This window comes from Psychroflexus aestuariivivens (assembly GCF_004010055.1).
GTDB lineage: Bacteria > Bacteroidota > Bacteroidia > Flavobacteriales > Flavobacteriaceae > Psychroflexus > Psychroflexus aestuariivivens.
Genome location: NZ_RQVT01000048.1, coordinates 63,093 through 88,485 on the forward strand (window position 1 = coordinate 63,093; position 25,393 = coordinate 88,485).

General features: G+C 33.8%; 21 protein-coding genes and 1 tRNA gene. 15 read left to right on the forward strand and 7 right to left on the reverse strand.

Annotated features, from left to right (window positions below):
- Positions 1-11: 11 nt before the first annotated feature.
- From pgmB to EIG86_RS08425, 3 genes are all read right to left on the reverse strand, one after another.
- Positions 12-677, reverse strand: a complete 666-nt coding sequence (gene pgmB, locus EIG86_RS08415) for a beta-phosphoglucomutase (protein WP_127845732.1) — start codon at positions 675-677, stop codon at positions 12-14.
- Entirely contained in the window at positions 661-2,037 is a 1,377-nt protein-coding gene (locus EIG86_RS08420) for an MFS transporter (RefSeq protein WP_127845733.1), read from the reverse strand. Before EIG86_RS08420 ends, pgmB begins: the two co-directional genes overlap by 17 nt.
- 122 nt (positions 2,038-2,159) lie before the next feature.
- Positions 2,160-3,203 carry a LacI family DNA-binding transcriptional regulator gene (locus tag EIG86_RS08425; RefSeq protein ID WP_127845734.1) on the reverse strand — a complete coding sequence of 348 codons (1,044 nt, stop codon included), beginning with the start codon at positions 3,201-3,203 and terminating at the stop codon, positions 2,160-2,162.
- Positions 3,204-3,399: 196 nt separating this feature from the next.
- Here EIG86_RS08425 and EIG86_RS08430 point away from each other — a divergent pair, with 196 nt between their 5' ends.
- The 4 genes from EIG86_RS08430 to EIG86_RS08445 are packed head-to-tail and all read left to right on the forward strand — an operon-like array spanning position 3,400 to position 11,993.
- A complete protein-coding gene (locus tag EIG86_RS08430) occupies positions 3,400-6,309 on the forward strand; it encodes a SusC/RagA family TonB-linked outer membrane protein (protein ID WP_127845735.1) in 2,910 nt (969 codons plus the stop codon).
- 11 nt (positions 6,310-6,320) lie between these two features.
- A complete protein-coding gene (locus EIG86_RS08435) occupies positions 6,321-7,928 on the forward strand; it encodes a RagB/SusD family nutrient uptake outer membrane protein (RefSeq protein WP_127845736.1) in 1,608 nt (535 codons plus the stop codon).
- Between the two features lie 17 nt (positions 7,929-7,945).
- On the forward strand, positions 7,946-9,145 hold the full coding sequence (locus EIG86_RS08440) for a SusE domain-containing protein (RefSeq protein ID WP_127845737.1): 1,200 nt from the start codon (positions 7,946-7,948) through the stop codon (positions 9,143-9,145).
- A 58-nt stretch (positions 9,146-9,203) separates the two neighbouring features.
- Positions 9,204-11,993: an alpha-amylase family glycosyl hydrolase gene (locus tag EIG86_RS08445; RefSeq protein ID WP_127845738.1), complete on the forward strand. Its 2,790-nt coding sequence runs from the start codon at positions 9,204-9,206 to the stop codon at positions 11,991-11,993.
- A 57-nt stretch (positions 11,994-12,050) separates the two neighbouring features.
- Here the strand turns inward: EIG86_RS08445 and EIG86_RS08450 are convergent, their stop codons facing one another.
- Positions 12,051-12,740, reverse strand: a complete 690-nt coding sequence (locus EIG86_RS08450) for a queuosine precursor transporter (protein WP_127845739.1) — start codon at positions 12,738-12,740, stop codon at positions 12,051-12,053.
- A 112-nt stretch (positions 12,741-12,852) separates the two neighbouring features.
- Here EIG86_RS08450 and folK point away from each other — a divergent pair, with 112 nt between their 5' ends.
- On the forward strand, positions 12,853-13,992 hold the full coding sequence (gene folK / locus EIG86_RS08455; protein ID WP_127845740.1) for a 2-amino-4-hydroxy-6-hydroxymethyldihydropteridine diphosphokinase: 1,140 nt from the start codon (positions 12,853-12,855) through the stop codon (positions 13,990-13,992).
- A gap of 335 nt (positions 13,993-14,327) precedes the next feature.
- Here the strand turns inward: folK and EIG86_RS08460 are convergent, their stop codons facing one another.
- A complete protein-coding gene (locus EIG86_RS08460) occupies positions 14,328-14,555 on the reverse strand; it encodes a hypothetical protein (protein ID WP_127845741.1) in 228 nt (75 codons plus the stop codon).
- A 209-nt stretch (positions 14,556-14,764) separates the two neighbouring features.
- Here EIG86_RS08460 and epsC point away from each other — a divergent pair, with 209 nt between their 5' ends.
- The 6 genes from epsC (at position 14,765) to EIG86_RS08490 (ending at position 20,653) form a co-directional block, all read left to right on the forward strand.
- On the forward strand, positions 14,765-15,565 hold the full coding sequence (epsC, locus tag EIG86_RS08465) for a serine O-acetyltransferase EpsC (RefSeq protein WP_127845742.1): 801 nt from the start codon (positions 14,765-14,767) through the stop codon (positions 15,563-15,565).
- Positions 15,562-16,455: a cysteine synthase CysM gene (cysM, locus tag EIG86_RS08470; RefSeq protein ID WP_127845743.1), complete on the forward strand. Its 894-nt coding sequence runs from the start codon at positions 15,562-15,564 to the stop codon at positions 16,453-16,455. The genes epsC and cysM overlap by 4 nt, the downstream gene beginning before the upstream one ends.
- A gap of 165 nt (positions 16,456-16,620) precedes the next feature.
- Positions 16,621-17,592 (forward strand): 3-oxoacyl-ACP synthase III family protein, encoded by a 972-nt coding sequence (locus EIG86_RS08475; RefSeq protein ID WP_127845744.1) that lies wholly within the window; start codon positions 16,621-16,623, stop codon positions 17,590-17,592.
- Between the two features lie 20 nt (positions 17,593-17,612).
- On the forward strand, positions 17,613-18,437 hold the full coding sequence (locus EIG86_RS08480) for an SDR family oxidoreductase (protein ID WP_127845745.1): 825 nt from the start codon (positions 17,613-17,615) through the stop codon (positions 18,435-18,437).
- Positions 18,438-18,500: 63 nt separating this feature from the next.
- A complete protein-coding gene (locus tag EIG86_RS08485; protein ID WP_127845746.1) occupies positions 18,501-20,393 on the forward strand; it encodes a T9SS type B sorting domain-containing protein in 1,893 nt (630 codons plus the stop codon).
- Positions 20,394-20,479: 86 nt separating this feature from the next.
- Positions 20,480-20,653 (forward strand): Lacal_2735 family protein, encoded by a 174-nt coding sequence (locus EIG86_RS08490; RefSeq protein ID WP_127845747.1) that lies wholly within the window; start codon positions 20,480-20,482, stop codon positions 20,651-20,653.
- Here EIG86_RS08490 and holA read toward each other — a convergent pair.
- Positions 20,643-21,650 (reverse strand): DNA polymerase III subunit delta, encoded by a 1,008-nt coding sequence (gene holA / locus EIG86_RS08495; RefSeq protein WP_127845748.1) that lies wholly within the window; start codon positions 21,648-21,650, stop codon positions 20,643-20,645. The genes EIG86_RS08490 and holA overlap by 11 nt on opposite strands.
- A 48-nt stretch (positions 21,651-21,698) precedes the next feature.
- Here holA and EIG86_RS08500 point away from each other — a divergent pair, with 48 nt between their 5' ends.
- The 4 genes from EIG86_RS08500 (at position 21,699) to EIG86_RS08515 (ending at position 24,266) form a co-directional block, all read left to right on the forward strand.
- Positions 21,699-22,148 carry a type I restriction enzyme HsdR N-terminal domain-containing protein gene (locus EIG86_RS08500; protein ID WP_127845749.1) on the forward strand — a complete coding sequence of 150 codons (450 nt, stop codon included), beginning with the start codon at positions 21,699-21,701 and terminating at the stop codon, positions 22,146-22,148.
- A gap of 3 nt (positions 22,149-22,151) precedes the next feature.
- Positions 22,152-23,153, forward strand: coding sequence for a glycosyltransferase family 2 protein (locus EIG86_RS08505; protein WP_127845750.1), 1,002 nt, complete (start codon positions 22,152-22,154; stop codon positions 23,151-23,153).
- A 73-nt stretch (positions 23,154-23,226) separates the two neighbouring features.
- Entirely contained in the window at positions 23,227-24,072 is an 846-nt protein-coding gene (locus EIG86_RS08510; protein WP_127845751.1) for an OmpA/MotB family protein, read from the forward strand.
- 120 nt (positions 24,073-24,192) lie between these two features.
- A tRNA-Arg gene (locus EIG86_RS08515) sits at positions 24,193-24,266 on the forward strand.
- Between the two features lie 149 nt (positions 24,267-24,415).
- Here EIG86_RS08515 and EIG86_RS08520 read toward each other — a convergent pair.
- Positions 24,416-25,390, reverse strand: coding sequence for a phospholipase D family protein (locus EIG86_RS08520; RefSeq protein WP_127845752.1), 975 nt, complete (start codon positions 25,388-25,390; stop codon positions 24,416-24,418).
- Positions 25,391-25,393 lie beyond the last annotated feature (3 nt).

The following is a 25,393-nucleotide window of genomic DNA, read 5'->3' on the forward strand; positions in this document are numbered from 1 at the left end:
GTTTGGTTTATTTAAAAAGCAATGATTTGATTTAAAACTTGTTCATCTATTTCTGTAAAATCATTAAAATTGAAATCTGCTTCATTCAATATTGAAGCTGAACCAATACCAACACTAATCATATTGGCATTATTGGCGGCTTGTATTCCTGCTTGAGAATCTTCAAAAACAATAGCATCTTCGTGTTTTACATCCATCATATCGCAACCTTTTGTAAAAACTTCAGGATCTGGTTTGGCATTAGACACTTCATTGCCATCAACAATCACATCGAAATAATGAGTAAGATTGGTATGTTTTAATATTATTCTAGCATTTTTGCTAGCGGAACCCAAAGCGATTAGATAATTATTCGACTTGAGAAAATCCAAAACCGATTTGACTCCTGGCAGAATATCCTCTTCAGTCATTTTATCGACGTATGATAAGTATTCTTCATTTTTAGAAGACATCAGCTTTTCAAATTGATTGTCGGAAACTGATTTGTTTCCCCATTGCAGAATTTTTTCTAGAGATTTCACTCTGGAAACACCTTTAAGTTGCTCATTTTCAGATTCTGTAAAATCTATATCTATTTTCTTAGCTAAATTTTTCCAAGCCAAGTAATGGAATTTTGCGGTATCGACAATGACACCGTCAAGGTCGAAAATAAATGCTTTTTTATTTTGTAATTTCATGAGTTTCTAGGTTTTTATCATCTTCGTCTTTAACTTTTACAACCAAAATAGCCGCTAAAAGCAAGCTAATACCAGCTGTAAGTAAAGCGAAAATAGCTTGATTGCCGTAAATATATTTTACTAAGGGACCGCCTATAATGGCATTGATTATTTGTGGGATGACAATAAAAAAATTGAAAATCCCCATATAAACTCCCATTTTCTTGGGATTTATAGAACCTGCTAAAATAGCATAAGGCATTGCTAAAATACTTGCCCAAGCAAAACCAATACCAATCATTGACAAGATCAACCAATCTTGATTTGGCATAAAATAAATTGATACTAAACTAATTCCACCAATAGTTAATGCAAATGCATGTGTTCGTTTTCTACCAATTTTTTTAGCGATTTTTGGCAACGATAAGGCTACAAATATTGACACTAAATTGTAAATTCCAAATAATACACCAACCCAGTCTCCTGCTTCATTATAAGCAATGCTACTCGAGTCTGAAGGTGGTAAATTATAAAAATGTTGAGCAATTGCAGGAGTTGTAAATACCCACATTCCAAATAAGCCGAACCAAGAGAAAAATTGTACCCAACTCAACTGTTTCATAGTTTCGGGCATTTTGGCAAAATCTGAAAAAATATCTTTCAGTTTGGATTCTTTTTCTTCAATTTGAATTTGATTGATTTTTTTAGCCTTTTCAGATTCAATTGCCTTCATTTCTTCAGGAGAATACTCTTCCGTTGTAAAAACGGTAACCAAAATAGAACCAATAAGAATAATTGCACCAATTATAAAAGAAAACACTAAATGATCGGGTACAGAACCTTCGGGAGCTTTATTTGAAATCCCGAAATAATTACTTAAAATATATGGTAAAAAAGAACCGATTACAGCTCCTAAACCAATAATTACTGTTTGAATACTAAATCCTAAAGTCCTTTGGTCAGAACGGAGGTTGTCTGCAACCAAAGCACGGAAAGGCTCCATTGCAATATTGAAAGATGCATCCATAATCATCAACATACCTGCTCCGACCCAGAGAGCTGGCAAAAACGCAATGAAAATATCAGCTTGCGGCATCAATACCAATCCGATAGAAGCCAATAATGCACCAACTAAAAAATAGGGTCTACGCCTGCCGAGTTTCGTCCAGGTTTTGTCGCTATAATGACCAACAATTGGCTGGACAATTAAGCCCATTAAAGGTGCAATAATCCAAAACCAAGAAAGCTGATGCACATCTGCACCAAAATTTTGAAGAATACGGCTTGCATTTGCATTTTGCAACGCAAAACCCATTTGGATACCAAGAAATCCGAAACTAAGATTCCAGATTTCAATAATTCCTAATCTACGCTTTTGCATATCGTTTTATTTAAATTAAAACGATAAGCTTTATTTAATTAGAAGCAACAAAGCTTATCTTTTTTGGAAGTAAAAGCATAACTTTGTTTATGTTGACAAATATATTTAAATTTTTGAAAGGATTAAAATTTTGTAGTTTCTCTTGAAATAATTTCTGTTTTTACGATACTCGTTATGTAGTTTTCCTCATCATCACTCACACTCTCTAATCTATCAATAAGTAGCTTTGCCGCTTCTTCTCCCATTTCAAAACCATGTTGACTAATTGTGGTCAATGGAGGAAATGCGTGTTTGGAAAGTACGCCATCTGTAAACCCTATAATTTGTAAATCTTCCGGAATTCTTAAGCCTTTTTGACGAGCCACTTTCATAGCTGTAATAGCATAAAGTTCGTTGACAGCAAAAACCCCGTCAATGTCATTGTTATTAATATATTCTGAAATTTGAACTTCTAAAAATTCTAGATTATCATCTGAGTTGAATTTATCGTCTATCTTCAATATTAGATTTTCATCAACGGTAAAATTATTTTCTGTTAAAGCATTTTTATAGCCTTCTGTTCTTAATCGACCAACACTAACATAATCTTTGGTACTTATTATTCCAATTTTCTGACATTTATTTTCTATCAGTTTTTGTACTGCTTTTTTAGAAGTTTCAATATCATCCACAATCACTTTATCGCACTCTATCTCGTCAATAACACGATCGAACATTACAATAGGAATACCTTGGTCTATAGTTTCAGACAGATGGTGATAATCTTTGAATGAAAGTGTTTCCTTAGCTACAGAAATAATAAATCCATCTATGCTTCCATTGGCAAGCATTTCTAGGTTAATAACTTCTTTTTTAAAAGATTCATTGGATAAACCCACAATAACATTGTAACCTTTGTCGTTGGCAAAATTTTCGATTCCAGAAATGACTGTTGTAAAAAAGTGATGAACAATTTCAGGAATTATAACACCTAAAGTTTTCGTCTTTTTATTCTTTAGACTTAATGCAATATTATTTGGTCTGTAATTATACAGTTTAGCAAAAGCTTTAACTTTTTGTTTAGTTTCATCACTAATCTCTTTACTGTCTCTAAGCGCTTTTGAAACAGTTGAAACTGAAACATCAAGTTCTTTGGCGATGACTTTTAAGGTAGGTTTTTGTTTCATTGATAAAAATTAGCAGTATTTAATGCCCAAATTAATCAAAATGTATAGAAAAGCTATGAAAAATTGCAAAAAATAAAAAGTTATCAACACGAAAACGTTGTCGCTGCAATGTTTTTAATGCTATTGAAAATAGTTTATATAATTTTAACATCGGAAGTAAAAGTATAACTCATTAATAACACAAAATTAATTACGTATGCAAACATTAAAACTACTAGGTCTGTTGCTTTTGCTAATACCTATTAGTGTCTTTTCTCAAACTACTGTAAATGGAACAGTGACAGACAACAATGGTATGCCAATACCTGGCGTAAACATTATTGTAGAAGACACTACAATTGGCACAACAACCGATTTTGACGGAAATTACTCAATCGTTTTAGAAAAGGGCCAAACATTGGTTTTTTCTTATGTTGGGTACAAAAAACAAAGAGTCAAATTTAGTGGAGAAAACACTAAAATAGACATTAAAATGGTTGAAGACGCTAAAGCCCTCGAGGAAGTCGTTGTTGTTGGGTATGGTGACCAAACCGTAAAATCTGTAACAGGATCGGTTGTTGCTGTTACTGAAAAAGATTTCACAAAGGGAAACATTATTACTTCCGAAAGCTTGATTCAAGGTCGAGTTCCAGGGGTTTCCATCACAAAAGGAGGTGGACCTGGTTCTGGGTCAGAAATCAGAATTAGAGGTGGCGCGTCTTTCAATGCAAACAATTCACCTTTAATTGTTTTAGATGGATTGCCGTTGAATAACACAACTCCAGCGGGAACAAGATCTATTCTATCTTCAATTAACCCTAGTGATATTGAGTCCTTTTCGATATTAAAAGATGCTTCAGCTTCTGCTATATATGGTAACAGAGGTGCAAACGGTGTCATCATCATTAATACCAAAAAAGGAAGAGAAAAACTAGAAATCACTTTAGATGTTCAAAGAAGTGTAACCAAAATCAACAATACTGTAGATGTTTTCACCGCTGATGAGTTTAGGAATTTTATCGGAGAAAATTTCCCAGACCGAGTTGGAGAATTGGGAAATGCCAATACTAATTGGCAAGATGAAATTTATCAAGATGCGATATCATCTGATATCAATTTTTCTGCAAGAGGCCAATTATTGGATTTCTTGCCAGCCCGATTATCTTTAAACAGATCTGATCAAGAGGGTTTAAGAAAAACATCGAATTTTGATAGAACGACCGCTTCATTATCTCTTAATCCAAGATTTTTTGACAATCATCTGAAAGTTGATATGAATGCAAATTACAGTTTAGAACAAAACAGATTTGCACCAGGCGTGGAAGGAAGTGCTATTGCTTTTGACCCGACCAGACCAGTTAGAGATCCTAATTCTCCTTATGGTGGTTATTTTGAATTTCTAGATGACAATGGTTCTGCAGCTTCAAATGTCCCTAGAAACCCAGTTGCTGAACTTATGCAAACTCGAAATGTGAGTGAAGCCAATCGTTTTTATGGAAATTTTAAAGTTGATTATAAATTTCACTTTTTGCCAGAATTGAGATTCGTTGCTAACTTAGGTTTAGACAGAACTGAAAGTGAAGGTTCATTAAGTAGACCAAGAAATAGTGCTTTGGGGGTGAATGCAGAGCAAGGAGAATTTATCGGTAATTTTTCTAGATATGAAAGCACATTAAGTAACCAAACATTGGATACTTATTTCGTTTACAATAATAGTTTTGATAAATTAAATTACGAGGTAACTGCTGGGTATTCGTATCAAATTTTAGAAAGAGAAGATTTCACTACCAATGAAACTTTAGACCCGAATGCTCAAGAACCAAGAACAACAGTTCAAGACGACATTGTTTTGTTAGCTTATTTCACAAGAGCAAATATAAATTACAATGAAAAATATTATTTGAGTGGATCATTACGTCGCGATGGGACTTCCAGATTTTCTGAAGACAATAGATTTGGAACATTTTATTCTGTTTCTGGAGCCTGGTCAATAAGCGATGAAGACTTTTTGAGTGAAAGCTATACACTTAGCAACCTAAAATTAAGAGCTGGTTATGGTTTAACAGGACAGCAAGATTTTAACGCTACTTCAGACTATTTAGCACGCTACCAGCTAGGTTTGTCCAATCAACAGTATTATTTTGGACAACCTATTACCCCAACACAACCGCTTTATACAAACCCAGACATTAAATGGGAGGAAATCAGCGAAATCAATTTAGGTTTGGATTTTGGATTATTCAATAATAAAATCTCAGGTTCGATAGATGTTTTTGAGAGAACTGCTAGTGATTTAATTTCTTTTGTTCCTGTTCCAGATGGCGCAAACTTCTCTAACCAAGGTTTTCAAAATATTGGAGAGTTTGTCACTAAAGGTGCTGAATTCAATATAAATTATAACTTATCTAATGATAATTTCAACTGGGATTTAAATTATAATGTTGCAGCATTCGATAGAGAAATCACAAAATTAGCATACGGACAAGATATTTTAGTTGGTGGTATTTCCGGAGGAACTGGTAGTACAATTCAAGTTCAACGACAAGGCGAATGGCCAAGTTCATTCTTTACTTACAAGCAATTGTATGATCAAGCTGGTAATCCAATAGAAGGTGCTTATGCAGACCTTAATGGTGATGGAAACATAGACGTGGCAGATAGATATGTCTCTGGAAACGGTCAAGCTGATGTTTTGATGGGCTTTCAATCGACAATTAACTATAAGAATTTTGATTTTTCTTTCAATTTGAGAGCTAGTTTTGGAAATGATATTTATAATAATGTATTATCACAGCGAGCACAAATAAATGCAGCTTATATCAATGTGCCAACCAACATCCCAACGCAAGTTTTAGAATCGAATTTTTTCAGTACACCTGATGTGCTATTGTCAGATTATTACGTAGAAGATGCTTCATTCCTAAGAATGGATAACATCACAGCGGGTTATACTATTGATGATTTCAATAGAAAATCTACAAGTCTTAGATTTTGGATGGGAGTTCAGAATGCTTTTGTGGTGACAGATTATTCAGGAATAGATCCAGAAATCAATAGTATAGGAATTGATAATACAATTTACCCAAGAGGAAGAACTTACTTATTGGGTGTTAATTATAAATTTTAATACATAAAAACATGAAAATTAAAAACTTATTAATTATTTTCCCTTTGTTAGCCATTATTTTCCTCACGTCTTGTGAAGATGATTTGGATACAGAGGTGAGAGATCCAAATATTGTTTTGGATGAAGAAGTATTTGATGGACCAGAATCCTACAAGCAAGCTTTAGCAGGCGTTTATGCCAATTTAGCTTTGTCATCTTTAACAGATCCTGGTGCGTCAAACATTGGTGGATTAGATCCCGGAACTGGTCAATACATGAGAGGTTTATTTAACCTACAAAATTTATCAACAGATGAAGCTATTTTCACTTTTGAAAATGACCCAGGAATCCGTGGACTTCAAAGAAATACATGGTCACCTGACAATCCACTGATTTTAGGTGCGTTTGCCAGACCAATGTTTCAAGTTTCCCTGTCAAATGAATTCCTAAGACAAACTTCTGAAACTGCTTTAAATTCAAGAGGTGTGCAAGGTGAATTAAAAGATGACATCCAAGTTTACAGAGCAGAAGTTAGAACTCTTAGAGCTTTAGCTTACTATCATTTGATGGATCTTTTCGGTAAGGCTCCATTTTATGACGAAACTACTGAACCAGGATTTACTCAAGGTCCTGAATACAATCGCGAACAACTTTTTGAATTTATTGAAAGCGAATTAAACGAAGTTTTAGATCAATTACCTGAAGCCAATACTAATGAATACGCCAGAGTTGATCAGGGTGTTGCAAATATGATTTTAGCTAAGATTTACCTTAATGCTGAAGTATACATCAATCAAGACCGATATGCGGATTGTTTGGCAAAATGTGAAGAAATCATTAACTCTACTTACCAATTGACAGACAATTATCTTTACAATTTTATGGCAGATAATGATGTTAATGGTGCTCAAAATGAAATTATTTTCCCAGTTGTGAGTGATGGTCAACAAACACAGAACTATGGTGGTACTACAATTATCATACAAGGTGCTGTGGGTGGTCCTGAACAAAATGGTGAAGATTTAGGTGTGAATCCAGGTGGTTTTGGCGGCTTGTTTAGGTTAAGACCTGAATTTTCTAGATTATTTGTAGAAAATCCACTTTTTGAAGATGACGACAGAAATGCTATAATTACTGAAGACCGAGATATTGAAATCCCTACTGTAGGAAATAATGCAACTGGTTATATCACTACAAAATTCAGTAACAGAACTTCTACTGGTGAATTCGGCTCAGACAGAACTTTTGTTGACACAGATGTTCCAGTTTTTAGATTAGCCGATGTATATTTGATGTATGCTGAAGCTCACCTAAGAGGTGGCGGTGGCGACTTAGCAACTGCAACTAATTACATCAATCTTCTTAGGGAAAGAGCTTTTGGTGATTCTTCTGGAAATATTAACAGTGGAGAATTAACTTTAGACTTCTTAATCGACGAGCGCGCTAGAGAATTATACTGGGAAAGTCATAGACGACAAGACTTGATAAGGTTCAATAGATATACTGGAAATCAATATATCTGGTCCTACAAAGGCGGACCACAACAAGGAACTTCTATAGACAATTATAGAACACTCTACCCTATTCCAACGGCAAGTTTAGCCACCAATCAAAATTTAACTCAAAATACAGGATATTAATTTTAAAACATAAGATTATGATTTATAAATTTTCAAAATTATTTTTAGTAGTGTTTGCTTTAGTAGCTTTCATAGCTTGTGAAGACGATGACAATCTTGAATTCACTACACAAACTCCAGATGAAATTAATTTCACAAATGATTTTTTAACTGAATATTTACTAAGTGCTGAAACTGCCCAAAACAATGCCGAGCGTTTTGTTTGGGAATCACCAGACTTTGGTATACCAACGCCAATTAGTTATGAACTCCAAGGTTCTATAACTTCAGACTTCACTGAATTTGAAACTCTTGCATCAACAGAAAACACTCAGGCAGCTGTATCTATTGGACAAATGTTGAGTTTAGCCAACGCTGCGGGGCTGGATAATGATCCAGAAACTGATGAACCAGACAATGGCATACTATATTTTAGAGTGAAAGCTCTTATCGGTTCAGATGAAGCAGAAAATTCACCAGAAGGGCTATCAGAAACTGTAGTTTTGAATGTAAGACTGGTTGAAGCTGGCGGCGATGAGCCTGGTGGTATTTGTGACAATGAAGCACTTTATATCGTAGGTGCTGGTGCTCCAGACGCAGGATGGGGCTGGAGTTCTCCTGTGGTTTTAGAATGTACCGGAGATAATGTTTACACAACTAATGTATTTTTAGACAGTAGTGGTGATGCTAATTTTAGATTTTTTACAGAAAATGGAAACTGGGATTCTGGAATTAATTATCCGTCATTTGTTGAAGAAGGTTTCACTATTGACGAGCGTTTTGAAGATGCACAAGACGGTGATAATAATTTCTTATTCACAGGACCAACAGGTATTTACTTCATAACTGTAGATTATAACGAAATGACAATCACTTTGACAGAACAACAACCTGAGGGTGATTGTGGTGAATTAGACTCGTATTGGTTAGTTGGTGCTGGAGTTCCTGATGCAGGTTGGGGCTGGGCTTCTCCTGTAGCTGTTCCTTGTGCTGGCGAAGGTGTTTATAAAGCTTATGTCAATTTTGATAGTGATGGTGAAGGTAACTTTAGATTTTTCACAGAAAATGGAAACTGGGATTCTGGTCTAAACTTCCCACATTTTATTGATGAAGGATACACCATAGATCCAATGTTTGAAGATGCTGGAGATGGTGACAATAATTTCTTATTTACAGGTCCAACTGGCGGATATCTGCTAACTGTAGATAGTGTAGATATGACTATTACTCTAAATTAAATTATAATAATTTTAAAAGGCTGTCTTAATTGACAGCCTTTTTTAAAATATCAATAGCATGAGAAAAATATTACTTTTTATTTGTTTGATTACAGCTGCTTTCGGATATAGTCAAGTGCAAACAGGAAATTTTACGGTTTCTCCGACCACTTTTGAAGAGGACGAAGAAATCACAATTACGGTTTCAGGAATAAATACTTCAACTTGGGGCGTTTCTGACGTGTATCTTTGGACTTGGTACGTTAGCGAAGATGGAAATACTCAAGCAGACTCTCCCACAAATGGAAGTTGGACAAATTCCGACGAATCACAGAAAATGACTGATAATGGTGATGGTTCTTTTTCCTATACATTTACACCAACTAATTTATATGGTGCCACTAACATTGGTCAAATAGGAATGCTCGTAAAAGCTAAAGATGGGACTGGCGATAAAAAAACGCAAGATCAAATTTTTCCTGTAGGTAGTTTTCAGGTTACTCTGAATTCTCCAGATGAAACGACAACAGTTTTGAATTCTGGTGAGTCTTTAAACATTAGTGCTTCAGCAAGTCTAGATGCTGAATTTGAATTGTTTCAAAATGGAACTTCAGTTGATATTCAAAATGGAATTTCTGAATACCTTTTTTCTCTAACAATTACCGAAGATTCAAATTTTGAATTGATTGCTACAGAACCGAATTCTGGAGAAGTTTTTGAATTCACTTTCAATGCAATTTTAACTCCAAATCCTACAATTGCTCCAGTACCAGCAGGAATGGAAAATGGAATTAACTATGATAATAGTAATCCAGATGAAATCACTTTAGTCTTGTATGCGCCGAACAAATCTTTCGTACATGTTATAGGTAATTTCCATAATAACAACTGGGTTTTGGACAATCAGTATTTGATGAATTATGATGATACCACCAATCAGTTTTGGTTAAAAATCGACAACTTGGATAGCATGCCGAGCGATGATTTCTTATTTCAATATGTCATCGAAACCAATATTAAAGTTGCCGACCCCTACTCCACTTTGATTCTAAACGAAATTAATGATCAATTTATTGAGGAATCTACTTTTGCAAATATTCCTGAATATCCCGAAGCTGCTTCAGAAATTTTAAGTTGGGTAAGACTGAATCAAACTGATTACCAATGGCAAGTCACAGATTTTGAAAGACCTGCACAAGAAGATTTGGTTATTTATGAGATGCTCATCAGAGATTTTGACGAAGATCATTCATTCAATTCTGTTGTTAACCGTTTAGATTATTTAGAAAATCTAGGCGTCAATGCGATAGAATTAATGCCTGTCAATGAATTTGATGGCAACATCAGTTGGGGTTATAATCCAGCATTCCATATGGGGCTAGATAAATATTATGGCACACCAGAAGATTTCAAAAATTTTGTAGATGAATGTCATGCACGTGGAATTGCAGTAATTTTAGACGTTGTTTACAATCATGCCACTGGACAAAATCCTTACTACAGAATGTATAATGATTGTGGCGGTTGCTACAATGGTCAAGCTACAGCAGATAATCCTATTTTCAATCAAAACGATCCAAATACTGCTTTTCAGTTTTTCAATGACATCAATCACGAATCTGCAGCAACTGAAGACTATGTTGATAAAATGAATCGTTTTTGGATAGAGGAATATAATATTGACGGATATCGGTTCGATTTTACCAAAGGCTTCACCAATACTTCAGGAGATGGCGGTAGCTACGATGCATCTAGAATTTCTATTCTAAATAGAATGTATGACGAAATTCGTGCTTTCGATAACGATGCTTATGTCATTTTAGAACATTTCGCACCAAATTCCGAAGAAACAGAACTTATAAATCATCGTTTCACGACAAATAATGATGAACCAGGAATGATGATTTGGGGAAATCATAATTTCGATTATAGTGAAGCTACGATGGGTTACAACTCGAATTTCTCTAACGTATCTTATCTGAACCGTGGTTGGTCAACACCTTCCAATGTTAGTTATATGGAAAGTCATGACGAGGAACGTTTGATGTACAAAAATCTTGAATTTGGTAATTCTAGTGGCGATTACGACATTACAGAACTCAACACCGCTTTGGACAGAATGGAACTGGCAGGGGCGTTCTATTTCACGATTCCTGGACCAAAAATGATTTGGCAATTTGGTGAATTGGGTTACGATTATAGCATTAATTATTGTGAAGATGGCACAATTAGCGATGATTGCAGAACTGCACCAAAACCAATAGTTTGGGATTATTTAAATGATTCTGACCGTACGGATGTTTACGATTCTTGGGCAAAAATGATTCAGTTAAAACGTGATAACTCAATTTTCAGCACAGACAATTTCACCCTGGAAACTAACAATCCAGCCGAGAAGAAAATTTATCTTGTAGATGACAATGCAGCTGCAAATGAACCTGAATTTGTAATAATCCTTGGAAACTTTGGCGTTACAGACATCACCACACAAGCCTTTTTTCAAGAAGCTGGAACTTGGTATGAAGCAGTTTCAGAAACCGATCTGAATGTTCAACAAACAGATATGAATATCACTTTGGCACCTGGAGAATTTAAAATTTACTTCAACAATCCACCAAATTTAAGTCAAACTGAAATTAAATCTTTAAACTATTCTGTATACCCAAATCCAAGTCAAGATTATTTTTCAATTTCAAATTCAGTTGAAAAAGTTGAAATATATGATTTGAATGGCAGACAAATCAAAACTTTTGAAGGAGACTTTTCTGCGAATCATAGATTCGAAATTGAAGATTTGAGCAGTGGTATTTATATATTAAGATATGAAAACTATAGACAATCTGAAACTAAAAAATTGATTATAGAATAGCCATTTTTCCCTGATTTTGTTTGAAATCGGTTGTCAGTCTGGCAGCCGATTTTTTTTTTATTCAATATCCAATTCTTCATTCGGTTTCAAATGAAATGTTTTTCTAAAGAAATACACAATCAAATACAGCAAAGGCGTGTCCAATAAAGCGATCATTGCTTTGAATAAAAATCCACTTAACAACAAACCGCCGAACAAATCCCACTCTAACTCGCCAAAAACACTTAATAAAAACACGACTGTAAGTGTGTCTATAAATTGAGACGTGAAAGTTGAAAAATTATTCCGAAGCCATAAATATTTACCTTTGGTTAGTCTTTTCCAGAAATGATAGATATAAATATCGATGTATTGGGCTAAAAGATAAGCCAACATAGATGCGGAAACTGCAATCCCTGTCGCCCCAAATACCTTGTGAAACAAAGAATCGTCCAGCGGCGACCATTCTGTGGCTGGCACTGCATCAGCGACCAAAATAATTACAAGCGAAAATACAGAAGCAAAAATACCGACCGTCACCATACGGTTGGCTTTTTTACGGCCGTAAATTTCACTGACGGCATCGGTGATCAAAAATGTTAGTGGATATGGCAAAATACCAACTGAAATTTCAAACGTATAAATTCCAAAAAAATCCCAGAAAAAAAACTTCTGGAAAATCAAATTCGAGGCCACCAATGATGCCACAAATAATGCCGCAAATGTGAGATAAATTTGTTGTGCTGAAAGTTTTTCTTTTAGTGTCAAGTTTTTTGAAATTGATAATTACCTTTGCTGACAAATTTAAGTTGCAAATGTGTTGTAAACTTAAAAATTGAAAATTATTGTCAATCAATAACTAATAAAATTTTCTTAACTTTTGAATTCGAAAACGACAGCTTATATTGCGCTAGGTAGCAATAAGGGGAATAAAATCGGCTGGTTATCTCAAGCCTTAAACTTCATTTTTGAAGAAATCGGCGATGTAAAACGAGTTTCAAAAATATACAAAACACCAGCCTGGGGATTTGAAGGCGAAGATTTTCTAAACGCTGTCGTAGAAATAGACACGCGTTTTTCTGCTGAAAAAACCTTAAAAAAACTGCTGAATATTGAGCTAAAACTTGGACGAACTCGTATTGAAAATTCAGGTTACCAAAGTCGTACCATAGATTTAGATTTAATTTTCTATGGTCAAGACCAAATCGAAAGTGAACATTTGACCATTCCGCACCCAAAAATGATTGACAGAAAATTTGTTTTGTATCCTTTAGCAGATTTAATTCCAAATTTTGTACATCCCATTTTAAATTCAAAAATTTCGGATTTGGTCAAAACTACTTCAGATCATTCAGAAATCAATCCAATTACTGAAACTTTAGCTCCAAAAACAGCAAGTTTTAGACAGGTAAATTATTTGACAATTGAAGGCAATATTGGCTCTGGAAAAACCAGTTTGGCTGAAATGATTGCTGAAGACTTCAACGGAAAATTGATTTTGGAACGCTTCAAAGACAATCCTTTTTTACCAAAATTTTACGAAGACCAAAACCGTTATGCTTTTTCACTGGAAATGTCGTTTCTCGCTGACCGCCATCAACAGTTGATGGACGATATTTCTCAACTTGATTTATTTTCAGATTTCGCCATTTCAGATTATAACCCTAACAAATCATTGATTTTTTCAAAAGTTACTTTACAAGAAGATGAATATCAGTTGTACAAGAAAATTTTCAATATCATGTATAGCGATGTTCCAAAACCTGATGTCTACGTGTATTTGTACCAAAATACCGAACGATTGTTGGAGAATATTAAAAATCGAGGTCGTGACTACGAACAAAATATTTCACCCGATTATTTAAAAAAAATTAATGAAGGTTATTTGAATTTCTTCAAATCTCAAAATAAAATCGACGTAAAAATAATCGATATTTCAGATTTAGATTTTGTTAACAATAGAGAAGATTACTTATTTCTTTTGAACAGAATTTCAGAAATCAATGCTAAACTGAAATAATTCTATTTACTTTGAAAAGTACACGATTTTTTAGCTTAATTCTTACTTATTGCTAATTGAGGTAATTTGTATTTTTTCAATTATTATGTATGTAAACCAAATAAACAATTTTATTTATTACTTGATAGAATAACGTAGTTTGTTTGTTCATAACTGCTTTTCTTAGTTCTGATTTAAAATTAGAGGCAGTAAATATGTATGGATTTTGAATTATTAAATCAAGTAAATGATTCAGCTTAATTTTAAAATTACTAACCTCTTTATCAGTCTAATTAAGTTTGATGTAATTTAAAATTTCTTCAATATTTTCAACTGATTCTGCTGACCACCTCAGTCTATAATCCATACTTAGCTTTTACTTCTTCATGAGAAATCGTGCGACCGTTTTCAATATCATCTATTCCTTGTTTTATCGATGCCATTTCTGCTTCAGACAAGTCGTTCCACCAATCATTATTTTCAGTTTTTGAATTTTTTAAAGCTTTCAAATATTGAATTGTTTCATCATCTTCAAGCTTTGCGAGCCACTCAATCAATTCTAGTTTAATCGTTTCTTGTCCCATAAAGTCTTTTAATCAAAAATACAAAAATTAAACTTACCTCTTTTTTTTAAAATTACGCAAAACCTTCTAAATAGATTCTATAGTTTGAGTAGCATTTAAAACTAACCTTAATTGCAGTGTTTTTTTGTTACTTCAATTCAATCTTTTCACACTTTGAAAACACATTGACCAGAATTTATAACCTAAATTTGTTTTTGAAAACAAGATTTATGACTACAATTCTTAAAAAAGAAATCATTAGAAGTATTGAAATAGAGAAACAAAAAGTGTCCAATCTCTATGAAATTAAAAGTAAAACTGAAGATTTCACCAAACAATTGTTTTTAACGCTTTTTGATAAAAATACAGATATAGAACAAGGCATGGAGGTTTTGGAAAACCAGTTCATATCACTTACTGAATTGGTCTGCTTCAAAAATGAAAATCCATGTCGAGAAATTTGGACAACTTTCATGGGAAAATTACCAGAAATTCTCAGGAAACTCAATGCTGACGCAGAATTTATAAGAGACAACGATCCAGCAGCCAATTCTTTAGATGAAGTATATTTAGCCTACCCTGGATTCTATGCCATTGCCATTTACCGACTCAGTCATGCTTTACTAGATTTTGGATTACCACTTGTACCACGCTTAATGTCCGAATGCGCACATACACAAACTGGAACAGATATTAATCCAGGTGCAAAAATTGGAGTTCCATTTTTTATCGATCATGCCACTGGTGTCGTCATTGGTGAAACAAGCATTATCGAAGATCGTGTAAAAATTTATCAAGGCGTAACTTTAGGAGGCCTTTCGGTAGACAAATCTATGACTAATAAAAAACGCCACCCAACAATAGAAAGCGATGTTACTATTTACGCCAATGCTACCATTTTGGGCGGCGAAACAGTTATTGGAAAAAATTCAACCATCGGTGGAAACGTTTGGTTGACCAAATCTGTTGCAGAGTCTTCGACAGTAACACATCAACCTCATATAAAAATTAAAGAAAATCAATCCTCATGAGTCGAAGTATATTAGATTTAATCGGAAATACTCCTTTAGTTGAAACCAAAACACTTGTCAAAAATCCTAAAGTCAAACTTTATTTGAAATTAGAAGGTCAAAATCCTGGCGGAAGTGTAAAAGACAGAGCAGCCTACAACATGATAAAATCTGCCATGGAACGCGGCGAAATCGATAAAAACACAAAATTGATAGAACCAACAAGCGGAAACACTGGAATTGCATTGGCAATGGTTGCTGGAATTTTTGGATTGGACATAGAATTAGTCATGCCAGAAAACGCCACCAAAGAACGCGTACAAACCATGCAAGCCTATGGCGCAAAAGTAACGCTTACCGATGGCGACAAAGGAATTTTGTATTCTCGTGATTATGCTGAAGAGAAAATGAAAACTGGTAATTATTTCATGTTCAATCAATTTGCTAATGACGACAACTGGAAAGCCCACTACAAAACTACAGGACCAGAAGTTTGGCGTGATACCGACCAAAAAGTCACACATTTTGTATCATCGATGGGAACTACGGGAACAATTATGGGAACATCTACTTTCCTGAAAGAGAAAAATAAAAACATCCAAATGATAGGCGTTCATCCATCTGATGATGCAAAAATTCCAGGCATAAGAAAATGGCCAAAAGAATATTTACCAAAAATTTACGACGAAAGCAAAGTTGACAAAATCTTTGAAGTCAACGAAGTTGAAGCTAAAAAAATGGCAAGATATTTAGCCGAAAACGAAGGTATTTTCTCAGGTATGAGTTCTGGTGGCGCAACAGCAGCCGCGGTAAAACTCTGTGAAACTTTAGATGAAGGCGTGGTAGTTAGCATTATTTGCGATCGTGGCGATCGCTATCTTTCATCAGATTTGTTTGAATCAAAAATTTAAAAATTCATTTTTAGAATATCAAAACCCATCAACTCAAATATCAAGTTTAGATTATTTATAAACTCAAACGTTATAGTTTTAGAATAGCTGATTTTTTTAACATACTAAGAGTTTAAATTCAAATAAAATTTGGAATTTAGCTAACCAATGCTAAAATTCATTTTTATGGCAAATGTTTTCATAAGTGGAACAGGTTCTTATGTTCCTCCAAAAGTTGTCCCGAATTCTTTTTTTGAAAAAGTCGGCTCTACAGATGAATGGATTTTCAATAAACTCGGTATCAAAGAACGTCGCATAGTTGAAAATGAAGCTACGAGTGACTTGGCATCAAAAGCAGGACTGAAAGCCATAGAAAATGCAAATCTAAAAGTTGAAGACATTGACCTAATTATTGTTGCTACAACGACTCCAGATCGTCAAGCACCATCATGTGCTTGTTTTGTACAAGAAAAAATGAAAGCTTTTAATGCTGTTGCTTTTGATGTTGCTGCGGTTTGTTCGGGTGCTTTATTCACTATTTCTGTTGGTTATCAATTTGTAAAAAACAAAGTTTACAAAAATGTACTTGTCATTGGTGCAGATACTTTTTCTAATATCATCGATTGGGAACGTAGAGATTCAGTATTTTTTGGCGATGGCGCTGGTGCTTTAGTATTAAGTGAAACTGAAGAAGACAAAGGTTTTATAGATTTTAACTTACACTCAGATGGTCGTGGTAAGGAACATTTCACTATTCCCGGTGGCGGTTCTGAAAATCCAACTTCTGAAAAAACACTAAACAACAGACAACACTTTTTTCAAATGAATGGCAAAGAAGTTTTTGAAACTGCAACGAAAGTTGTGCCTGAATCTATACACGAACTTTTAGAAAAAACTAAAACTTCTGTAGACGACATTGATTTTTTAATTCCACACCAACCTAGCATCGGTATTTTAAAAAGTATCGCCAAAAGCATTAATCTTCCATTTGAAAAAGTCATGACAAATATGGATAAATATGCCAATACTTCTGGTGGAACTATTCCAATTGTTTTAGATGAAGTTCACAGAGAAGGACGTTTTCAAAAGGGAGACAAACTATTATTTGCAGCTGTTGGCGCTGGCTGGACTTGGGGAACAGCTTTATATAAATGGTAAAAACATCAAAAAAGAAAAAAATGTTAGAAGGAAAAACTTACTTAATTACTGGAATTGCAGATGAGAATTCTTTGGCAATGTATGTCGCCAAAAAAATTAAAGAAAACGGTGGTCAGGTAGTTTGTACTGGTCTTGGAGTAAGCAAACACCACAGTAAGCTTTCTGATAAAGCAAAAGCTTTCTTGAATAAAACTTATGACGATTTTCAAAAAAGTGTGCATTCCGTTTTAGGAAAAAAAACGCACACTGAAATTCTGGACGTCACTTTACCTGAAAGTATTGAAGCGTTTTGCGAAAAATTAATATCAAAAAACATACAGTTAGATGGGTTTTTACATGCCATTGCCATGGACAAAACTATTAGAAATAAAGTTGTAAAACCATTGCTAGATGTTAGTTTTCAAGAATTTTGTGATACGATGGAGGTTTCAGCTTATTCTTTAATTAGTCTAACAAGTCATTTATTTAAAAATAATTTACTAAACGCAGATTCTTCAATTTGTTCTTTGAGTTATATTGCTGCTTCCAAAGTAACATTTCATCCTTACAGAAATATCAGTATTGCAAAAGCTGCTTTAGAGCGAATCACAGTTGAACTGGCTGATGAATTGGGAAGAAAAAACGGCACACGTGTAAATTGTCTCCGATTCTCTCCATACATGGGAAGCAAAGCTGGCAATGCAACACTCAATGAGCAAGATGTGCAGTTTGCCCATCGTAAAAGTCCGCTTGGCAACGCCCTACCAGAAGATTTAGCTTATGAAGTTCTAAACCTGCTTCGTCCAAATGGCAGAACTACAGGAGAAATTAGACATGTCGACGGAGGTTATAATATTATGGGATAAACAACATTATATTTTAAAATACAATTTTCAATTCACTACAACGTTATATTCAATTATTCATTTATGAAAATAAGTACGCCTAAATTATTAAACAAATATTTTTTTGCTTCTATATTTTTATTTACAGGTTTTTCATCACAAGCACAACTTGGATTTTGTCAAGGAAACTCTGGCAATCCAATTTTTGAAGAAAATTTCGGCCAAGGCTCTCAAAATGGGCCACCACTTTCTACAGATATAACCTCATATGAGTATGTGAGTCAAGGTCCACAAGATGGAGAATACACAATTTCTTCCAGTTTATTTCAGCTTGGTAGTTTTCATAATACCGGAGATCATACTGGCAATGCAAATGGGAAAGCCCTAATTGTGAATGCAAGTTTCGATGCAGGCTTGTTTTATCAAATACCCATTACTGGTCTTTGTATTAATAATTCCTATGAGTTTTCAGCCTTTCTAATGAATGTATACGATGCTGACTCCAACGCATGTCCAAATAATGGTATACCCGTAAATGTTAGATTTCAAATTTGGGATGAAACAGATACCACACTTCTGGCAGAAGGTAATACCGGCAACATAAATGGAACGAGTAATCCAATTTGGCAGCAATTTGCTTTGACCTTCACGACTTTGCCTGGGCAAAATTCTGTAATTTTGAAAATGCTAAATAATGGTGAAGGCGGTTGTGGAAACGACTTAGCCATTGATGATATTGTTTTTAAATCTTGTGGAGATTTAACAGAAATTATTACTGAGGATGGCAGTTCAAGTCTACAGGTTTGCGAAAACGAAAACATCGATAATTTAACCTTGGAAGCAAGTCCAGATTTTAGCGTCTACGATTCGCCGAGCTATCAATGGCAGGAAAGTTCTGATGCTGTAAACTGGACAAATATTCCAGGGGAAACTGGTAGTGAATTAACGATTACAAACCTGAACAATAGTCAATTCTATAGAACTTTAGTTTCTGAAGACCCAGCAAACGTAAATAACAATTCATGCAATAGCATATCGTCTATTTTTGAAGTTCAGATTGTCGAATTAATTGATCCTGTAAGTGAAGGCGATGTTTTTATTTGCGAAGGAGAAGGAGATGAACAAAATTTGTTCGTTGAAATAAATAACAATATTACGGTTGATTGGTACGACAGTCCAACTGGCGGAAATCTTTTGGCAGAAAATACATTTGAATTTGAACCTGAAGAAGATGGCACCTATTATGCCGAAGCCACAACCACAAATGGGAATTGTACCAATCCAAATCGAGTTGCTATTCAATATTTACTTTACGAAACACCGCAACTTGAAGATGAGAGTACAGTTATTTGTGAAGGAGAAATTGTAACTTTAAGTGAAAATATTCAAAATGTTGAATATTTATGGAGCACAGGCGAAACAAGCGACTCCATAGAAGTTCAAGAAGCTGGAGAATATACATTGGAAATAACTACTGAGAATAATTGTGTAGTTTCCAAAATTTTTACTGTTGAGACAATTACTGCTCCTGTAATTGAAAATATTTCTCAAACCAGCAACACTTTAGTTGTGGAAATGGCCTCAGAAGGAGATTTTAGTTATTCTATAGATGGTAATAATTATCAAAATGAACCAATATTTTACAATCTTGAAGGCGGTTTATATACCATATACGTACTTGAAAATAATGGATGTGGAATAGCAACTAAAGAATACATCCTTCTAGTTATTCCAGAATTTTTCACTCCAAACGGTGATCAAATCAACGACAAATTTGAAATTGAAGGTGACACTTATTTCGATGAATTTGAAATTGTTATTTTCGATCGTTATGGTAAAGTTTTGAAACAAGGCCGACAAGCTCCATTTCAATGGGATGGCACTTATAATGGGAAAAATATGCCCACAGACGATTATTGGTATCGTCTAAAAATAGATAATAGAACATATACTGGAAATATCACTTTGATGCGCTAATCTTCAATTCTCGATAATCTTTCGTTAATAGAACTCTGAAATTTGCACTAAATCATTTTATAGTCCTAATTTTAAAATAAAAAATTATGTTTGGATTATTTAAAAAGAAAAGTGAAACAGAAAAATTACAAGAGCGTTTTAAAAAATTACAAAAAGAATCTTTTGAACTTTCTAAAACTAATCGACAAAAATCTGATGCAAAACTAAAAGAAGCTGATGATATTGCTAAAAAAATAGAAGCTTTAAAATCTAACGCATAATTTTTACTAACAATTCTTTGAGAATATCGCCACTTGGCAGTTGATTCGCGTTTACACCTTTGCTTTTCATATCGGCTTCACGAATCATAGCAAGCGCACGACTGGCTTTTTTCATAGAATAGTTTTTTGCTGCAAAGACATAATCCTTAACAAAATATGGACTAACCTCTAAGGCTTTTGCAACAGGATATTGTGACTTGTCCTTTAAAGCATGATAACGTAGAATTTTATTGAAAAAACTATATAATTGTGCAATCGTAAGAATGATGGGGTGATTTTTAGGATTTTGTGAAAAATAATACACAATGCGATGTACTTTCACTTCATCCAAAACACCAACAGCCTTTGTCAACTCAAAATTATTGAAATCTTTACTTATGCCTATGTTTTCTTCAATAATTTCTGGGGTGATTTGAGCACCTTTTTTTAAAATATGTTGAAGTTTTTCAAGCTCTTTATAGATATGAGATAAATTGTTTCCTAAAAACTCAACCAACATTTCTGAAGCTTTTGGTGCAATTGTGTAACCTGAAGTTTGCAAAGTTTCAGAAATCCACTTTGGGACTTTATCTTCATAAATCGGTTTAGTTTCAAAATATTCAGCTTCCTTTTTCAAAACTTGAAAGACCTTTTTCCTACCGTCAGGTTTCTTATATTTCACACAAAACACCAAAATTGTGCTTTGTTGCGGTTGTTTTATATAGGGCAACAATTTATCGAAATCTTTCATCAAAGCTTGGGCTTCACGAACGATTACAACCTGATGTTCTGCCATCATCGGAAATCGCTTTGCCTCGCCAACCACATCTTCAATCGTCACATCTTTACCATACAAAATGCTTTGATTGAATGCTTTTTCATCTTCGGTTAAAACCGTATTTTCTATTTTTTCTGCAATGAGATCCACAAAAAAAGTTTCCTTCTCCCCTATTAAAAAGTAAATCGGTTGAAACTTACGCTGTTCTATCTCTTTTAAAATGGTTTTAAAATCTTTCATGTCGGCACTTATAAGATAAAATTCAACTGATTTTTGTTTCTTTGAAAAATGAAATCACTGAATTTTCCAGAATATGAATTTAGATTCAAAAGTAAAGAAAATAAAACAGCTATTTTTTCAATTTTACGCAAAAAATTTTTGATTCTCACTCCTGAAGAATGGGTTCGTCAGCATTGTGTAAATTTTCTTATTTCAGAGAAGAATTACTCTAAATCTTTATTGAATGAAGAGAAGCAAATTAAACTAAATGGCATAGATAAACGCTACGATATTGTAGCTTTTAAGCCCGACGGAAATATAAGATTGGTGGTGGAATGCAAAGCGCCAAATGTAAAAATCACACAAGACACCTTTGACCAAATTGCCCGGTATAACATGGCTTTGAACGCTGAATATTTAATGGTAACAAACGGGCTTTTTCATTATTATTGCAAACTAGATTATGATAAAAAAAAGTATGATTTTTTACCTGAACTACCAATTTTGAAAAAAAAATAATACATGAAAGTTGCTGTCGTCGTTCTAAATTGGAATGGAAAACCTTTATTGGAAGAGTTTTTGCCTTCTGTAGTAAACAATTCACCTGAAGCTGAAATTTATGTAGCCGATAACGCTTCAACAGACGATTCTATAGAATATTTAAAGGAAAATTTTCCGAAGGTAAAAATCATTCAAAATGCTATAAATGGCGGATATGCTAAAGGTTACAACGACGCTTTAAAATCCCTTACCGAATCGATTTTCGTTTTACTAAACAGCGATGTTGAAGTTACAAATAACTGGTTAAAACCAATTGTTAGTATTTTTGAAAATCAATCTGATGTTGCTGCTATTCAGCCAAAAATAAAAGCATATTCTGACAAAACTAAATTTGAATACGCAGGAGCTGCCGGCGGTTTTCTGGATGAGTACGCTTATCCGTTTTGTCGTGGTCGAATCTTCGATCACACTGAAATTGACCGAGGACAGTATGATCATGAATGTGATATTTTTTGGGCAAGCGGCGCTTGTTTTGCTATCAGACGCGAAGTTTATGAACACCTAAATGGTTTTGATGAAGATTATTTTGCCCATCAAGAAGAAATAGATTTATGCTGGCGAATTCATCAACTGGGAAAACAAGTCAAGTTTACTCCAGAAAGTACAGTTTACCACCTTGGTGGCGGGACATTGCAAAGTTCAAATCCTAGAAAAACCTTTTATAATTTCAGAAATTCTTTATTCAATATTCTAAAAAACACTTCAGAAAAAACCTTCCGAAGATTGTTTTTTAGACTTCTTTTGGATGCTATAGCAGGACTTCATTTTTTAAGTCAAGGTCGATTTAGACATTTCTCAGCAATTCTTCAGGCCCATTTTAGTTTTTACAAATATTTTTTTAAAATTAAAGCGAAACGCTCAAAAAATTCAAATTTCAAAAAATATTATTATATCAAAAGCATAGTTTGGCACAATTTTGTATTAGGTAAAAAGCATTTCAATCTATTGAAGTCAAATAAATAATTGTTAACAAAGGTTTCATTGATGAATTGCTTTTTAAATTTGTACAATACATAAATAAATAAACACAAACCCTATGAAAAAAGTTTTTGCAATAGCAATCACAGGAATTTTATTGACGACTTCTTGCGTTTCAAAGAAAAAATTTGCTGAGCTTGAAGAAAATTACGATCAGACTAAGAGCGAATTGAAAACCGCTGAAATGAAACTCGCCGCTTGCGAGGATGATAAGAAAAATATAAGATCGGCTTATGAACGCCAAATCAAAACGCTTGAAAATACAAATTCCGCTTTACTAAATACGCAAGGAGAGATTGTTACTCTTTCTAAAACAGGTGCTGAAAATCTTGAGAAATCTTTAGAGAGCATGAAAGAAAAAGACATGCAAATAAAATCTATGCGTGATGCAATTAACAAAAAAGATAGTGTTACATTAGCATTGGTTACAAGTTTGAAAGGTGCTTTGGATAACATTAACGATGAGGACATCGAAATTAATGTTGAAAAAGGCGTTGTTTTTGTTTCTATCTCAGATAAATTACTTTTTGGTAGTGGTAGTTATAAAATTACCAATGAAGCTAAGCAGGTTTTAGGTAAAGTCGCTAAAGTCGTAAATGATAAAAAAGATTTTGAATTTATGGTTGAAGGACATACGGACTCTGACCCTATTTCCAGAGAATGTTTTGAAGACAACTGGGACTTGAGTACTAAACGTGCCACAGCGGTTGTTCGTGTTTTGCAAGATGAATATAATGTAGATCCATCACGTATGACTGCGGCGGGAAGAAGTGAATATGTGCCTGTTGCATCTAATGAAACTGCTGCTGGAAAAGCTAAGAACAGACGTACTAAAATTATAGTACTACCTAAGTTAGATCAATTTTTTGGTATGATTGAAGAAGGCATGAAAGAAGCTAAATAAGTTCAATCTCAACACATTAGGACTAGCCCCGCTTTCGCGGGGTTTTTATTTTCAAAAAAATAAAATGTGGGTCTTGTTTAAAACAAGATAATTTCTATATTTGCACTCGCAAAATAAAAAGGTCGCGTAGCTCAGTTGGATAGAGCATCTGCCTTCTAAGCAGACGGTCACAGGTTCGAATCCTGTCGCGATCACTTTAAAAAAGCTAAACACCTGAATATCAGTGTTTAGCTTTTTTTATTGTTCGATTATTGTTCGATTTTATATTCTTATATCAGTAAGTGTCTTTGTAAGAAGTAAAAATTTAAAGTCGTCTTTACCTATTTTTAAACTTATTCATATTTTACTCAATTAATCGTAAACGCCTAACATCTTCTTTTACTCTTCGATATTTTTTAATAATCAAGTCTATACCTTCTTTAAATTTATCCATTTCACTTTCAAAACTTTTGAAATGAGGTTCCCAGTTATACCTATAGGTATCTTTGTATATTAATATGCCAGTTGAATGATACTTCCAATAGTATTTAAAACCTAAAAACTCAAACTCATTATAGGATTTTTTCCAATGATCAAAAATATGCTTTAAATAATCCTCTGGTTTATTAATACTTATTATAAATTTATTTTCGTCATACAACACCTGAATATCATCAAAATAGTTTTCACAAACACAACTATATGTTTTATCATCAAAAGTTATTGGTATAAACTTCTTGTTTTTAAAAACCTTATTCAATTTATCGCATGTTGAATTGGCATATTCCAATGACCTTTCAAATTTTGTCTTTAAAATATCAAACGTGAATGGCTTCTTTTTAGCGTTCTCACTTTGATATTCTAATTCCGAACTATTAATTATTTCCTTAAACTCAGTAAGACTCGAATCAATAAAATTAAAATCTTCATCAGTATTTTCAAATCCTACTGGTTCTCTTATATCTCCTCCTTCTGTCAATAAATGTTTAGAAAATAAAGCTCCCATTTCCCGATTGTTGTTCTGGGAATAAGAATGTAAATTCATAGAACCGATAATCATTAGATCACCATTATAATAAGATTTACAGTGAATATTTGGGTGATGTAAAAGGTTTAATGTTTCAAGTTCCAAAAAATTTAATTTTTCATTTCGTGAAAGCTTATTTTCCCTGTAAACAATAACAATATTGACCCCGTTGTGATCAGCTTTTTTTAATGCTTCATTTACTTCTTTAGAGGTTTTAATATAAGGAACAATAAGTATAAGTTCTTTTTGTGCTGTTGATATCAGTCTTAATAACCAATCGTTAAAGTCACTAGTTTTTAAAAATCTTGCCATAAA